The following is a 14,206-nucleotide window of genomic DNA, read 5'->3' as shown; positions in this document are numbered from 1 at the left end:
GCCTTCATCCTCGCCAAAATAGCCGCTTCAAGGAGAATGACATGCCCGTCGATACCGCGCCCCGCAGTGCCACCTTCACCTTTGTCGATGGGGACTGGGTGGCCGGCAATCCGCCGCTGATCGGCCCCACCTCGCATGCCATGTGGTTGGGCTCCACGGTGTTTGACGGCGCGCGCTGGTTCGACGGCATCTCGCCCGATCTCGATCTGCATTGCGAGCGCGTCAACCGGTCCGCGATCAACATGGGCATGACGCCGGTGATGGAAGCCAAGGCCATCGAGGCGCTGGCGCTGGAAGGGGTGAAGAAGTTCGACGGCAAGACGGCGATCTACATCAAGCCGATGTACTGGGCCGAACATGGTCTGCCCTATTCGGTCGTGGCGCCGGATCCCGAATCGACCCGCTTTGCGCTCTGCCTGTTCGAGGCGCCGATGCACACGGCAAAGCCGTCTTCGCTCACCGTCTCGCCCTATCGCCGCCCCAACCCGGAAGTGGCCATGACCGGCGCCAAGACCGGCAGCCTCTATCCCAACAGCGGCCGCATGATCATCGAGGCGCGCGCCCGCGGCTTCGACAATGCGCTGGCGCGCGACATGAACGGCAATGTCGCCGAAACCGCCTCGTCGAATGTCTTCCTCGCCAAGGACGGCGTGGTGATGACACCGATTGCCAACGGCACCTTCCTCGCCGGCATCACCCGCTCGCGCATCATCAACCTCTTGCGCAGCGCCGGCGTCGAAGTGCGTGAATGCACGCTGACGGTGGAGGATTTCAAGGCCGCCGACGAGATCTTCACCTCCGGCAACTATTCCAAGATCGTGCCGGTCAACCGGCTCGACGACCAGGAATTCCAGGAGGGGCCGTTCGCCCGCAAGGCACTGGAACTTTACATGGACTGGGCCCGCGCGGCGGCTTGATGGCCTCACGGCAGACGGCGCGAAGGTGGCCACCGCCTTCGCCCTGCGCGTCCAGGCGCCAGGAAAATCGGCAGACACCGGGTGAACCGAAGGCCCGTTGCAGCGTTCTCTAAAGAACGGTTCCGTCCGGTAATTTTGCGCCGTGGCCCGTTGCCTCTTGGGGCGCGCACACCTATGTTCCCGATCACCACTCAGACTGCCGTTTTGCCGAAAAGGAGTAAGATCATGGCTTTTGAACTTCCCGAACTCCCCTATGCCTACGATTCGCTTTCCCCCTACATGTCGGCGGAAACGCTCGAATATCACCACGACAAGCACCACAAGGCCTATGTCGACAACGGCAACAAGCTGGCCGCTGAAGCAGGCTATGGCGATCTGTCGGTGGAAGAAGTCGTGAAGAAGTCGTTTGGCACCAATGCCGGCCTCTTCAACAATGCCGCCCAGCACTACAACCACATCCACTTCTGGAAGTGGATGAAGAAGGACGGCGGCGGCAACAAGCTGCCCGGCAAGCTGCAGGCCGCCATCGACAGTGATCTCGGCGGCTACGACAAGTTCAAGGCCGATTTCATCGCCGCCGGCACCACGCAGTTCGGCTCCGGCTGGGCCTGGCTTTCGGTGAAGGACGGCAAGCTCGTCATCTCGAAGACCCCGAACGGCGAGAACCCGCTGGTCCACGGCGCATCCCCGATCCTCGGCGTCGACGTGTGGGAACATTCCTACTACATCGACTACCGCAACGCCCGTCCGAAGTACCTCGAAGCCTTCGTCGACAGCCTGATCAACTGGGACTACGTTCTGGAAATGTACGAAGCCGCTTCCAAGTAAGTCGCTCGTTTCTGTCGAATGCAAAGCGCCCGGCAGGTTTTCCCGCCGGGCGTTTTTGTGCATTTTTTGGGGGCAGGCTTGGGGGCAATGGAAAACGACTCTACGTTGCAGGAAGAGGTAAGCACTGCAGTTATCGAAACTTCAGTCAGGGCCTTTGGATGTTTTAAAGCCCGTAAGCTCTATTTTGCCTTTGTCGCCATAAAGCGGGACTCTCATAAACCCTAATTCCGCGAGGAATCTGACGTATTGTTCTGTTTCAGGTATGTTCGTTTTAACCTGACACCCCATAACTTCATTGTTCGTAAATTCCAATATTCCGCCGTCATATATGAAGGTCACGTTGCGGAAAACGCACTTCTCATATGCAATTCCATCCAAAGTAATTTCGATATTTTGAAGGGTTTTGCCTGTCACCCTGCTTTCAATTTTTGTCTTCGTCTTAATATGAGCGTTGATGGGCCTCAAAAAGTGATCGGCCCAAAGGGCCGCAGTTGCTCCGCAGAAAAAAAACGTCGCCCATAACGCTAGTTCGAAATAGCCGGTTTGAAGCATCATTGCCCAACCGTGTTTGATAATTCCTCGAATGAAACCCGAATAACCAAGCTCATCCGCTGCGATCTCTGCCGTAAAGACGGCGAGTACACCCGAGATGAACACCGCAAACGTAGCGATTCCTGAAACGGAAAGTCGAAGAATTTTTCTCATCTCAAGAGTAAACCTGAATTATCGGGAGTTGTGTAGCAGTCATTTTTCGTCTGCCATGGTGAGTCCAACCATTGCTGCTAGGCGTCTTTGATAAATAAGCTATACTTTGCATTTGTGGTTGGCTTCTGCAGCTAAATGTGGATGAGGATTTCGCTCGCGCCGCCACCCTCATTCATCCGTTCCCCTGTCATGTCCCTGTCACGCCGTCCGGCTATGGCAACGCCATGTCACATCAGCCGCTTCTTCGCTTCGGCGTGATCGCCGACCCGCAATATGCCGATCTGGAGCCGAACACGGGTCTGGACCGGCATTTTCGCAACAGCCTTGGCAAGCTTGCCGAAGCGATCGCGACCTTCGAGGGGGAGGATCTCTCCTTCGTCATGACGCTCGGCGACCTCATCGACCGCGATTTCGCAAGTTTTGAGGCGCCGCTTGAAATCTATGGCCGCTCACGCCACGAATGCCTGTTCCTGCCCGGCAATCACGATTTTCTCGTCGCACCTGAACGGTTGCCGCAGGTGTTCGAAAAGCTCGGCATGCCGGCGCCGTACTATGCCTTTACCCGCTCGGGCATCCGCTTCCTGGTCATCGACGGCTGCGAGGAAAGCCTGTTTTCAACCGTTGCCGATCCGCAGGCGCATGCGGCAGCCAAGGCCCGGCTGTCGCGGCTGCGCGCCTGCGGCGCCATCAATGCCATGGACTGGAATGCCGGGATTTCCCGCCGGCAGTTTGCCTGGATCCGCCGCGAGCTTCAGCAGGCGCAGGAGAAGTCCCAGCCGGTGATCGTCATGGGGCATTTTCCGCTTTATCCCGAAAGCGACCATGCGCTCTGGGACAGTGGCGAACTGGTCGATCTTCTCACCGCCTCGCCGCAGGTGGTCGCCTATCTCTGCGGGCACTATCATGCGGGCCGGATCGCCCGCGCCGGTCGCTGCTGGTTCGTCAATTTCTGCGGCATGGTGGATACCGAGGCGAGCAATGCCTTTGCGCTCGTGGACGTGTATGGCGACCGGCTTGAAATCAAGGGTTACGGGCGTCAGGGCACTCACGTGCTGGCCTGCCGTCCCGCCAGCCTGATGCATGATGTCGCAGCTCTTCACATCTCTGTGTGAGTGCTGAAATGCCATTTCTCTCAAATGCATACGGTGTAATCATGGCGCCGTCATCAGAGCGTCGCGCCACACTAAGGCTTGCGCACAAGGGAGTATGGACATGAATTTGAAGCGGGTTTCCACGGCCGTGATGGCCCTCTGTCTTGGCGCCGGCATGGCTTTTGCCGCCGGCGAGCCGCAGGCAGAGCGTCAGGCGCTGATGAAGAAGATCGGCGGTTCCATGGGCGAACTGGGCGCCATCGCCAAGGGGCAGAAGCCTTATGATGCGGCAACCGTGAAGACGGCCGTTTCGACGATCAGCGCTTCGGCCAAGGATTTTCCCAACCATTTCCCGGCCGGCTCCGAAACCGGCATGGACACGGCTGCCTCGCCGGCGATCTGGCAGAACATGGCGGACTTCAAGGCCAAGGCGATGAAGCTCTCCACCGATGCCGATACGGTTCTTGCCTCCATGCCGACCGATCAGGCCTCCGTCGGTCAGGCCCTGCAGACGCTGGGCGCCGATTGCGGCACCTGCCACCAGGCCTATCGCCTGAAGCGGTAAGGGCCCCCTGCCATCGCCGCCGCGCATTTTCGTCTTGCGCGGCGGGGTGCCCGTCTGCCAATCCTTTCACAGTAAATCTTTCTCGGTAGCGGAGTGCGGCCGTGGCATCGATAACAGCCAAGCTGGCATTGGCCGGCGCAATTGTCGTGGTGGCAGGTGCTGCCGTCGCCTATGGGCTGACGCGGCCGCAGCCTTATCCCGCCGAGCACTGGGCAGGGCTTGCGGCGCCGGATCTCGCCAATGGCGAAACGCTGTTCTGGGCGGGCGGCTGCGTCAGCTGTCATGCGCAAAAGGATGCCAAGGGCGAAGAGCAGAAGGTGCTGTCGGGCGGTCGCGCGCTGCCGACGGCGTTCGGCACCTTCCACGTGCCCAATATTTCTCCCGACCCAAAGGCCGGCATCGGCGCATGGACGCTGGCGGAGTTCGGCAATGCCATGACGCGCGGCGTCGGCCCGGAGGGAGAGCACCTTTATCCATCCTTCCCCTACAGCTCCTATGCGCGCATGACGCCAAAGGACGTCAACGATCTTTTCGGTTACCTGAAGACGCTGCCGGCAAGCCCGAATGTCGCATCGCCGCATGATCTCTCCTTTCCGTTCAACCTGCGCGTGACGCTCGGCGGCTGGAAACTGCTGTTCTTCAGTGCCGAACCGCGGGTGGCGCTGAACGCCCCGAGCGAGATCGTCAAGCGCGGGCAATATCTCGTGGAAGGCCCCGGCCATTGCGGCGAATGCCACACGCCGCGCAATGCGCTGGGCGGGCTGCAGACGGACCAGTGGCTGGCCGGCGGCCCCAACCCGGAAGGCGAGGGACGCATTCCCGACATCACGCCGGGCTCGCAGACCATCGGCAGCTGGAGCGAGGGCGATATCGCCAATTATCTGGAAACCGGGTTCACGCCCGACTTCGACAGCGCCGGCGGCTCGATGGTCGAGGTGCAGCAGAACCTGTCGCACCTGCCCAAGAGCGATCTTGCGGCAATCGCGGCCTATCTGAAGGCGGTTCCGGCGCGCTGAACAGCGCAGCTGCGGACCTGCGCACAAGCGAAGAAACCGGAGGGTTGCGACGCGTATTGACAGACCCCCGGTGGCAGGCGACAAGAAGGGCGTGTGACGGTTCCTGCCGGATGAAAGATCCGTCGGGATGAAAAGGGAATACGATAGGGCATTGTCAGCGGTGCCTCATTCGTGGCTGCCCCCGCAACTGTGAGCGGTGAGTTCATCGACTGTTCTGGCCACTGGGAAACCGGGAAGGTCTGGTCGTTGAACAGCGACCCGCGAGCCAGGAGACCTGCCGCCGCATCTGTCGTCAACGCATATGCAACGAGGGGTTTTTGCATGTCGATCCAAACATCCGTCGCCGGGACTTCGGCGAAATCCACATCCCTGCTTCAGGCCGTCTTTGCGGTCGCGCTTGGCCTGTTCATCGTCGGCTTCGTCGGCTTCTCCCACGCGGAGGTTGTTCACAATGCCGCCCACGATACGCGCCACGCCAATGCCTTTCCCTGCCACTAGCGCGCTCCACTGCCTCTTTTAAAGAGGCTTGAAGTCCATTCCTGCATTGTGATTTCGGGGCATCGCGCCTTTTGAGGCCGAGCGCGGTCAAGGCCGGTGCCGCCGGGGATAAGGTTTTTCTCCATGTTCAGATCCATTGTATTCTCCGCCGTGATGGTGGGGATCGTGAGCGGTATTGCCGTCTCGCTGATTCAGATGGTCGGCACCACGCCGCTCATTCTGTCTGCCGAAACCTATGAAAGTGCGGCTTCCGTCGGTCATGATCACGCGCCGGCGACAGAGGCCCCGCTTGCCGCGCCGCCTGTTGCCGAAAACTCCACGTCTCATAGCCATGCCGCCGGAACGGCAGCGCATGAACATGCACAAGGTCATGATCAGGAAGGTCATGATCATGGAGGGCACGACCACGGGGCAGGCTGGACGCCCGCCGACGGTCTCGAACGGCTGTCCTATACGGCCGCGGCCAATATCCTGACGGCCATCGGCTATGCGCTGGTACTTTCGGGGCTGCTGGCGGTTGCGAGCCAGAGCGGGCTTGCCAAAACCATCGACTGGCGCACGGGACTATTCTTCGGCCTTGCCGGTTTTGCCTCTGTGATGCTGGCGCCCATGGTGGGGCTTCCGCCGGAACTGCCGGGATCTCCGGCCGGCGATCTTGGCGCGCGGCAGATCTGGTGGCTGTCGACGGCCTTTGCGACGGCACTCGGCATCGCGCTGCTGGCGTTTCGACGCGATGCGGTATCGGCGGTCGCGGCCATCGCGCTCATCGCGGCACCACATGCCATCGGCGCACCGCTGCCGCCCGATGGCGAGCATGCGCTTGCTCCGCTTGGGCTCGAACGCCAGTTCATCGTGGCGGCAACGCTCACAAGCCTCTTGTTCTGGGCGCTTCTCGGTTCGCTGAGCGGCCTCCTGATGCAGCGTTTCGAGGCGGCACGGTGAGCCAGACCGAGCCGGATCGGCGCGCCACCTGGCGCGACGATCTTGACGCCCTGCAATTTGGCGTGCCGGGAGAGGGCAGTCTCTGCCTTGTGCATCGGCTCGCCTTTCGGGCACTTCTGCCGTCAGCCCCAGCGGAAGGTCTTTCCCGGCAGGCCTGCCTTGAATTTTTCTTCAGGGAAAGCCGACATTTCGAAGCTGCCGCCAAGTCAAAAGTGACGCGCCTCGGCTTGGCCCCCGGCCATAACCTTCATCTCAATAGTCGCGATATCCGCCGCGCAATAGCGGGTGACGTTTCCGATGGTTTACCGAAGGCCTGCCGGGTGCTGACCGGCTGAGACGGGTTATCAGCCCGGATGATGCTCGGCGGAAAAGCCCACCATTTCCGCTTGCGCATCCGGCGTCCAAAGATCGAGCGCTTTCAGGATTTCCACGGCAAAGGTGAAGGGAGAGGTGCCGGGAGCGGTGATGATGCCCTGATCGCTGACGGCCTGCGGCTGGTCGCGGTAAAGCGCCTCGCCCCGGTAGGCGGGATAGGCCTTGTGGGCCAAGAGGGCGTTGCCGGTATGGGCCACGTCATTGAGGAGGCCGGTGCCGGCAAGCGCGCTTGCGGCAGCACAGATGCCGCCGATGACGGCCTTGCGCTGGGCAAAGGCCGCGACCAGTTCGGAAAGATCCGGTGCGGTGCCCTTTTCCCAGCTCATGCCGCCCGGAAGGACCAGCGCGTCGAAGTTGCCCACTGCCAGGTCGCGATAGGCAAGGTCGGGCGTCACCCGCAAGCCGCCCATCGAGGTGAGTGGCGCACCGTCCGGCGAGGCGGTGAGGATATCGGTGCCGAGAAAGCTGCGGGCAACGGCGGTCAGCAGCCCGATTTCCCAATCCGCATAGTCGGGCGTCAGGGCAATCGCAATCCGTGTCATGTCGTCCTCCTGGGGGGTATCGACGTTCAGGCGAGCGCCTGCAGGAAGCGCATGCCCGTGACCGGGCGCGCGGTGAAATCCATCTGCTCGTAGAAGCGATGGGCGGCGAAATTGCCGGTGGCGGCGCTCACCGACAGGTAGCCGCAGCCCAGTGCCCTTGCACAATCGCGCGCCCGGTTGACCAGATGCTGGCCGATGCCGTGGCCGCGATGGCCGTCGCGCACGAAGAGATGGTGCAGGTCCATGCCGCGCTTGCCCTCCTGGGCGCGGTAGAGCGGCACGAGAATGGCATAGCCGATGAGCTCCGAGCCGGTATCGGCCACCAGCGCCTGGATCCAGGGATGGGAGCCGAACAGGTCGCGCTCCAGCGTTTCCGGCGTCATGGCGGCGGCATCGCCGTGATGGGCTGCGAGAAGCGCAATCATCTCGTTCAGTTGCGGCAGGTCACGCGGCTTGGCCGCCCGGATGTTGACCACGGGCGGGCGGATCAGCGAAATTTCGGTATCTTCAGGCATGTGCGGCATCCTCTGGTTCATTCGTGCCGTCAGGTGCCGTCTTGAAACAACAAAGCCGCCTGACGGCGGCTTGTTGACATTGTGATCTGTCCGAGCCGCCCGTTACCGGTAGGCCCAAAAATACATGGCAGCGATGGGTGCGTGTACGATCATCATGACGGGATGGATGCGCCGGATTAGGGCGGATGTCAAGGGGGAGTTTGAGGGAGCCATTTTGCCGACAACGCCTTTGTGTTACCATCAGGCAGAGATGGGGAGAACCGGACATGGCCTCGACGCACAAACTCAGCATCGACATCGCAGCCGATACGCTGTCCAAGCTTCAGGAGCACGTCGACGCCGGGCATTACGCCTCGATCAGCGAGGCCGTGGAAGATGCCGTGCGCCAGTTACCTGATCCTGCACGTGACAGCCGGTCCGATGCACTGTCTGAGATCCGCGCCCGGATTGCCCGCTCGCTGCAGGATCCGCGTCCCGTGGTGGATTGCGCTGATGCGGAGCAGCAGATTTTACGCCACATGCAAGCGCGCGGTCGCGCCGCACGCTGATGCAGCGTTTGCCTGTCGTTTATCGCGCCGAGGCGCTGGATGACATTCGCGACATCTATGACGCTGTCGTGGAACTCAGCCGGAACGCCCATACTGCCAAAGGTTTTGTCGAGCGCATCATGGCACGATGCCGCAAGATCGGCGACGCGCCGCGCGGTGGCCGCCTGCGGGACGATCTGGCGCCCGGACTCAGGACCGTTCCGTTCGAGCACTCGGCCGTGATCGCCTATGTCGTGCGGGAGGACTGCGTTCAGATCACCAATGTCTTCTATGGCGGGCGGGATTTCGAGGCGCTTTATCGGCCGGACGAGGTGGAGGACGAATAGGACGCAGCCTGTGTCGTTTCCCCGCTCACCCTCAATGCTCGTGGTCGCACAGGCCATGATCCGACAGCGCGCGGATCACATAGCAATCCTCCACCGTGTGGCCGGAGCAGTGGGAGACGATGCGTTCCAGCTCGTGTTCCAGCTTCTTCAGCCGGTCGATCTTGTCGCGCACGTCTGAGAGATGCGCAAGCGCGATGCGGTCGGCGCCCTCACAGGCGTCCTTCGGGTGGTTGCTAAGTGCGATCAGTTCGCGGATGCGCTCGATCTCGAAGCCTAAGTCGCGGGCATGGCGGATGAAGGCCAGCCGTTCGAGATCCGTGCGGCTATAGCGGCGCTGGTTGCCGCCGGAGCGTTCGACCGCGGCCAGCAGTCCCATCTGCTCATAGTAGCGGATGGTGGGCACCTTGACGCCGGTGCGTTTGGAAAGTTCGCCAATCGACAGCATTTTTAAAAATTCCGCTTGAACCTCTAGTGGCTAGAGCAATTATGTAGGCTGTCACCACGAGAGATCAAGCAAAAGGTGACATCATGAGTGCGTCCTGCGGGCATCATCACGGCACGTTCGAGGGGCTTTCCGATGATTATCGGCGCCGCCTCTGGGCGGTCATCATCATCAATGCGGCGATGTTCTTCGTCGAAATGACGGCCGGCCACATGGCCCGCTCGCAGGCGCTGCAGGCCGATGCGCTGGATTTCTTTGCCGATGCCGTCACCTACGGCATCTCGCTTGCGGTGATCGGCGCGTCTCTCAAGGTGCGCACGCTGGCCGCCGCCGCCAAGGGTGCGAGCCTGTTCTTCATCGGCCTGTGGGTGTTCGGATCGACCGTCTACCGCGTCTTTGCGGTGGGGGTGCCGCAGGCGGAAGTGATGGGCGTCATCGGCTTTCTGGCGCTCGCCGCCAACCTGCTCAGCGTGCTGCTGCTCATCAACTACAAGGATGGCGATGCCAATGTGCGCTCCGTCTGGCTCTGCTCGCGCAACGATGCAATCGGCAATGTCGTCGTCATGCTGGCGGCAACAGGCGTCTGGGGCACGGCGTCTGCCTGGCCGGATCTCGTGGTTGCCGGCGTCATGGCCGGGCTTTTCCTGACCTCGGCGGTGCAGATCGTGCGCCAGTCCTGGGCAGAGTGGACAGCCAAGGGCAGCATCGACCCGAATCTCGATCCGCATGACCATGGCAGCGAGTCTGCCGGCCATGCCGATGCCTGCTGCGCCGGTCATGATCATTCCGGCCACGATCATGCCACCCACGATCACGCCAGCCACGATCATTCAGGTCACGCGCGTGCCGGCCGTGACGGCCACGCCCACCAACACTGATCAGCTTTGCCCCGGCAGCCGGCGCCTCTCCTCATCGGGGGAGGCGTTGCCGTGTGCGGGTGAGGAGAAAATCCTTGCGCGGTCTGATCGGGCTGATAGGGTAGGGGGGTATATTATTGGAGAGGCCGCATGTCCCACACCATTCGCGATGGCGAAAAGCTTCTGGCGCGTGTGCGCCGCCTGAAGGGCCAGATGGAGGCCGTGGAGCGGGCGCTCGAAGCGGAAAAGCCGTGCGGGGAGGTGCTGCAGCTGCTCGCCTCCATTCGCGGCGCGCTGAACGGTCTCACCGGCGAGGTGATGCAGGCGCATCTGCACGAGCATGTGCTGCATGCTGGCGACGAGGTCGAGCGGGCCCATGCTGCCGAGGAACTGGCCGCCGCATTGCGCAGCTATATCCGCTGACGCCCTGTCCGCGCCCGAACCTCACCCATTCAATCCGCGCTCATGTCCGGAGAACTGCCCATGAACTCCACCCCGCACACGCACCGGCCGGAAGCCTCCCGGAAGTTCGATCCCGCGTCCCACGACCACGTCTTCCTGGGCGACGACCATGACCGCAATGCCAAAAAGGTCTGGCTGGTGATCGGGCTCACCACCACGATGATGGTGGCGGAAATCGTCGCCGGCACGCTGTTCGGCTCCATGGCGCTGCTGGCCGATGGCTGGCACATGTCCACCCATGCCGGCGCCATGCTGATTGCAGCGCTTGCCTACTGGTATGCGCGGCGCGAGGCTGAGAGCGGCCGCTTCACCTTCGGCACCGGCAAGCTGGGAGATCTGGCGGGTTTTGCGAGCGCCGTCGTGCTGGCCCTGATTGCGCTTCTGATTGCCGGCGAAAGCCTGGTGCGGCTCGCCGATCCGGTGGCCATCGAATTCAATCAGGCCATTATCGTCGCCGCCCTCGGGCTTGGCGTCAACCTTGTGAGCGCCTGGCTGCTGAAGGACGATCATGCCCATCATCACGGCCACGCCGAAGATCACGCCCACGACCACGCCGATGATCCTCATGCGTCCGCCCCACACCGCGATCACGGCGGCCACCACGGCCACCACGGCCATCACGGTCATCACGGTCATCACGGTCATCACGGCCACCATGGCGCCGCCAGGGCTGGCGACAACAATCTGCGGGCGGCCTATCTGCATGTGCTGGCGGATGCGCTGACCTCGGTTCTGGCGATCGTCGCGCTGTTTGCCGGGCGCGCCTATGGCTGGATCTGGCTTGATCCGGTGATGGGCATTGTCGGCGGGCTGGTGATTGCCCGCTGGTCCTTCGGGCTGGTGCGCGATACGTCGTCGGTTCTGCTTGATGCCGTGCCGGGAAAAGGCAGGCTTGCCGACCAGATCCGCGCCCGCGTGGAAAATCCCGATGTGAGGCTCACGGACCTGCACGTCTGGCAGGTGGGGCCGGGCCATCACGCGGCCATTCTTGCGGTCTGCGCCCGCGAACCGCTGCAGCCTTCAGTCTACAAGGAAAGGCTGCGGGATCTCCAAAGCCTGTCGCATGTCACCGTGGAGGTGACGCGGATTTCAGACGATGGGGAGGTTGGTGGCGTGCCGGCCGGTGGGGTCCTGCAGCCGGGATGACGCGCCGCAGGCCGGGGAGACTGGTATCCGCCAAGGCCTGTCTTCAGTCAGAATTCGGAATAGACGTCTTCCACCTGCGCCACCGATGGCGCAGGGGCCTGGTGGATCGGGGAGGCGTCGGGCGCATCCGTTCCGGCACGCGCGTTTTCCACCATCCAAAGCGCGTTGGACAGCGAGGACGACAGAAGCGTGCTGCTGCCGGTGAGCGCTGAGGCGGAACGCTTGCGCGTTTCCGGCTGGCTTTGTGCGGGTTCTTCGGTCCGGCGGTCGACACCATAGGTTCGCCCGGAATATCCATACCCGCTCAGTCCGCTGTCAATCTGCATGGCGGTCTGTCCGTGGTTGTTATCGTTAAGAATGTGTTAATGGATCAAGCTTGTGCGAGGCTTGCGGGTGCTCGCAAACTCAAGGAAGCGGCCATTGACAGGCGCTCGCTTCTGACGGTTGCGCGGCCTGCTTCGCCAAGATCGGTGAGGGGCGGGCGATCAGCCGGATGCGGCAAGGGTGGCTGCGGCATCGTCGTTTATCATGGCGAGTGCCGGCACCACGGACAAAGCCGGGCCGCACACCGGCTCGGCGGCCGGTTCTTCATCGCCATGGATGCAGTAGCAATCGCGTCCCGTCGCCTTGGCGCGGTAAAGCGCCAGATCTGCGGCCTTCACGGCCTCGTCCATGCTGGTTGCGCCGCCGGCAGAGAGGAATATGCCGGCGGAGAAGGTCAGCTTCGCATCGTCGAGACCGGCAAGGCTTGTCCGGGCAAGGCTTGCCTTCCACTGCGCGCAGCGCGCTTCCACCTCAAGCCGGCTGGTCTGCGGCATCAGCACCAGAAATTCCTCGCCGCCCCAGCGAAACAGGCTGTCGAGGGGCCCGAGCTTCTCCTGCAGAAGGCGTGCAAACACCTGCAGCACCTGGTCGCCGGTCTGGTGGCCGAAGCGGTCGTTGAACGACTTGAAGTGATCGATGTCGACAATGGCAAGGGCCAGCAGCGGAGACGCGGCCGCTTGCATGCCTGCCGGCGCCGGCTCGACAGGCTGTCGCATCGCCGCCGGCAGAATGTCCTGGGCATGGCGGCGGTTGTAAAGTCCGGTCAGATGGTCGCGGATGGCCTCTTCGCGCAACAGCGCCTGCAGGCGCAGATTGTCCGAAAGCCGCTCCTCCAGATCGCGTGACAGATCGGCAAGCCGCATCTGGTCGGCCTTGCGCAGCGAAATGTCACGCATCACCAGCATGCGCCCGCCGATGCGGCCCCAGGGCCTCAGCGAATGGCAGGAGAGCTCGTAAGTGCAGCCATTGCTGGAGAGTTTCAGCTCGTGGCGTTCGCCGTCGCCGTTGGCAAGGGTGAAGAGAAAGCGGGTGATTTCAAAAGGTTCGCGCAGGAACTTGCCGATCGGCTGGGCCGGAATTCCGGGCAGGCTTGCCGCCGCGGGGTTGAGTTCCAGAATGCGCCCCGCCTCGTCCAGCACGATCACCGGATCGGGCAGAAGCGCAAAGATGGCATCCCGGCCGATGGGCGGCAGCACGAACAGCCGGCCGAACAGCTGCGCCCCCAGCATGAAGGCACCGGTACCGGCAAACACGAAGGGCGTCGGGTCGTCGTTGAACAGCATGAAGCCATAGGCCGTGTAGGACACATTGGCCGTTAGCGGTAACAGCGCCGACATCAAAAGCGCCCAGAGCTGCCAGCGATGAATGCCGCGCGAGCGCAAGGTCAGTACGATGCCGGAACAGCAGGAGATCGCCATGGCGGAATAGGCCACCAGCATGGCCAGCGAATAGACCCAGCCGTGGCGGTATCGCATGCTGGCCGGATCGATCAGTTCGCGGTAAAGCCCATGGTGCCAGTCATTGGTCAGCGCCATGACGCAGAAGAAGACCGCGGTGACGGCAATGGCCAGCAGCTGCCACGGCTTTTCCGAATCACGGCCGCGCGCATAGGCCAGGAAGCTCAGGGACCAGAACAGCGGCGTGCCCGCGATGCCGAGCCAGGTGAGCTTCAGGAGCAAGAGCTTGGTCGAAAAATCCTCGACGCTGTGGCGCAGCAGGACGCAGCTCATCCACCAGAGCGCCATCAGGATCGACAGGGCAAAGGCCTTGCGCCCCGGTGCATTCGGCGCACGCAGTGTGCCGGCAATGATCACCAAGCCCATCACGATCGCTGCGACAAGCAGCCAGATCGAAACACCACCCAAAACCTTGAACCCCGCCCTTGCCCAACCGTTGATCCGGCCGTGTCTTGCCAGCCCTATAGCACGACCGATGAATCACTGCATGATTTGTTGGAACGTCGCCGAGTACATGCCTCGGCGATGGCTGTGTCAAGACAGGTGTCCTTGCGGCACAGGGTGCCGGATCGGCAAGGTTGCAGACAGGTCGTCAGCCAAGCGTAGGGCGTGTGTCTCAGGGCGGACGGGTGGCCGCAGCCACCTGTCCC

General features: G+C 62.3%; 18 protein-coding genes, 1 pseudogene and 1 riboswitch. Of the genes and pseudogenes, 13 read left to right on the top strand and 6 right to left on the bottom strand.

All coding sequences use genetic code 11. The features are described from left to right. Positions 1 to 41 precede the first annotated feature (41 nt). Together J2858_RS02480 and J2858_RS02475 are read left to right on the top strand one after the other, a co-directional pair. Complete coding sequence (locus tag J2858_RS02480; protein ID WP_210103157.1) at positions 42 to 917, top strand: branched-chain amino acid aminotransferase; 876 nt, start codon at positions 42 to 44, stop codon at positions 915 to 917. Between the two features lie 225 nt (positions 918 to 1,142). Further along, on the top strand, positions 1,143 to 1,745 hold the full coding sequence (locus tag J2858_RS02475) for a superoxide dismutase (RefSeq protein ID WP_210103156.1): 603 nt from the start codon (positions 1,143 to 1,145) through the stop codon (positions 1,743 to 1,745). A gap of 141 nt (positions 1,746 to 1,886) precedes the next feature. Here the strand turns inward: J2858_RS02475 and J2858_RS02470 are convergent, their stop codons facing one another. Next, a complete protein-coding gene (locus J2858_RS02470) occupies positions 1,887 to 2,450 on the bottom strand; it encodes a hypothetical protein (RefSeq protein ID WP_210103155.1) in 564 nt (187 codons plus the stop codon). 224 nt (positions 2,451 to 2,674) lie between these two features. Here J2858_RS02470 and J2858_RS02465 point away from each other — a divergent pair, with 224 nt between their 5' ends. The 6 genes from J2858_RS02465 to J2858_RS02440 all read left to right on the top strand — a co-directional run bounded on the left by J2858_RS02465 (position 2,675) and on the right by J2858_RS02440 (position 6,897). Then, the gene (locus tag J2858_RS02465) at positions 2,675 to 3,562 is read left to right on the top strand and encodes a metallophosphoesterase (RefSeq protein WP_210103154.1); all 888 of its coding nucleotides are present in this window, start codon (positions 2,675 to 2,677) and stop codon (positions 3,560 to 3,562) included. 100 nt (positions 3,563 to 3,662) lie between these two features. Continuing rightward, a complete protein-coding gene (locus J2858_RS02460; protein ID WP_210103153.1) occupies positions 3,663 to 4,106 on the top strand; it encodes a c-type cytochrome in 444 nt (147 codons plus the stop codon). 146 nt (positions 4,107 to 4,252) lie between these two features. Further along, entirely contained in the window at positions 4,253 to 5,122 is an 870-nt protein-coding gene (locus J2858_RS02455) for a c-type cytochrome (RefSeq protein WP_432443268.1), read from the top strand. A gap of 80 nt (positions 5,123 to 5,202) precedes the next feature. Next, positions 5,203 to 5,418, top strand: a riboswitch (cobalamin riboswitch). Between the two features lie 25 nt (positions 5,419 to 5,443). Further along, entirely contained in the window at positions 5,444 to 5,620 is a 177-nt protein-coding gene (locus tag J2858_RS02450; RefSeq protein ID WP_210103151.1) for a CbtB domain-containing protein, read from the top strand. A gap of 123 nt (positions 5,621 to 5,743) precedes the next feature. Then, positions 5,744 to 6,562, top strand: a complete 819-nt coding sequence (locus J2858_RS02445) for a CbtA family protein (RefSeq protein ID WP_210103150.1) — start codon at positions 5,744 to 5,746, stop codon at positions 6,560 to 6,562. After that, positions 6,559 to 6,897, top strand: coding sequence for a hypothetical protein (locus J2858_RS02440; protein ID WP_210103149.1), 339 nt, complete (start codon positions 6,559 to 6,561; stop codon positions 6,895 to 6,897). The genes J2858_RS02445 and J2858_RS02440 overlap by 4 nt, the downstream gene beginning before the upstream one ends. Before the next feature lie 9 nt (positions 6,898 to 6,906). Here the strand turns inward: J2858_RS02440 and J2858_RS02435 are convergent, their stop codons facing one another. Together J2858_RS02435 and J2858_RS02430 are read right to left on the bottom strand one after the other, a co-directional pair. Further along, positions 6,907 to 7,479 carry a type 1 glutamine amidotransferase family protein gene (locus J2858_RS02435; RefSeq protein WP_210103148.1) on the bottom strand — a complete coding sequence of 191 codons (573 nt, stop codon included), beginning with the start codon at positions 7,477 to 7,479 and terminating at the stop codon, positions 6,907 to 6,909. Positions 7,480 to 7,505: 26 nt separating this feature from the next. Beyond that, positions 7,506 to 7,994 (bottom strand): GNAT family N-acetyltransferase, encoded by a 489-nt coding sequence (locus tag J2858_RS02430; RefSeq protein WP_432443231.1) that lies wholly within the window; start codon positions 7,992 to 7,994, stop codon positions 7,506 to 7,508. Between the two features lie 266 nt (positions 7,995 to 8,260). Between J2858_RS02430 and J2858_RS02425 the strand changes: the two genes are divergently transcribed. Further along, entirely contained in the window at positions 8,261 to 8,542 is a 282-nt protein-coding gene (locus J2858_RS02425) for a ribbon-helix-helix domain-containing protein (protein ID WP_210103146.1), read from the top strand. Continuing rightward, positions 8,542 to 8,868, top strand: coding sequence for a type II toxin-antitoxin system RelE/ParE family toxin (locus J2858_RS02420; protein WP_210103145.1), 327 nt, complete (start codon positions 8,542 to 8,544; stop codon positions 8,866 to 8,868). Before J2858_RS02425 ends, J2858_RS02420 begins: the two co-directional genes overlap by 1 nt. Before the next feature lie 31 nt (positions 8,869 to 8,899). Here J2858_RS02420 and J2858_RS02415 read toward each other — a convergent pair whose 3' ends face one another. Beyond that, entirely contained in the window at positions 8,900 to 9,313 is a 414-nt protein-coding gene (locus J2858_RS02415) for a MerR family transcriptional regulator (RefSeq protein WP_210103144.1), read from the bottom strand. A gap of 83 nt (positions 9,314 to 9,396) precedes the next feature. Here J2858_RS02415 and J2858_RS02410 point away from each other — a divergent pair. From J2858_RS02410 to dmeF, 3 genes and pseudogenes are all read left to right on the top strand, one after another. After that, positions 9,397 to 10,005, top strand: a pseudogene (locus J2858_RS02410) (cation transporter); the annotation flags it as partial. Positions 10,006 to 10,317: 312 nt separating this feature from the next. After that, positions 10,318 to 10,590 (top strand): Ni(II)/Co(II)-sensing transcriptional repressor DmeR, encoded by a 273-nt coding sequence (gene dmeR, locus J2858_RS02405; RefSeq protein WP_210103142.1) that lies wholly within the window; start codon positions 10,318 to 10,320, stop codon positions 10,588 to 10,590. 60 nt (positions 10,591 to 10,650) lie between these two features. After that, entirely contained in the window at positions 10,651 to 11,775 is a 1,125-nt protein-coding gene (gene dmeF / locus J2858_RS02400) for a CDF family Co(II)/Ni(II) efflux transporter DmeF (protein ID WP_210103141.1), read from the top strand. A 47-nt stretch (positions 11,776 to 11,822) separates the two neighbouring features. Here the strand turns inward: dmeF and J2858_RS02395 are convergent, their stop codons facing one another. Then, complete coding sequence (locus tag J2858_RS02395; protein ID WP_210103140.1) at positions 11,823 to 12,101, bottom strand: hypothetical protein; 279 nt, start codon at positions 12,099 to 12,101, stop codon at positions 11,823 to 11,825. Between the two features lie 159 nt (positions 12,102 to 12,260). Continuing rightward, positions 12,261 to 13,964, bottom strand: a complete 1,704-nt coding sequence (locus J2858_RS02390) for a GGDEF domain-containing protein (protein WP_210103139.1) — start codon at positions 13,962 to 13,964, stop codon at positions 12,261 to 12,263. Between the last annotated feature and the right edge of the window lie 242 nt (positions 13,965 to 14,206).

This window comes from Neorhizobium galegae, assembly GCF_017877135.1.
GTDB classification, from domain to species: Bacteria; Pseudomonadota; Alphaproteobacteria; order Rhizobiales; family Rhizobiaceae; genus Neorhizobium; species Neorhizobium galegae_A.
Note: the sequence above shows the minus strand (reverse complement) of the source record. Positions and strands in the feature narration are given on the sequence as shown.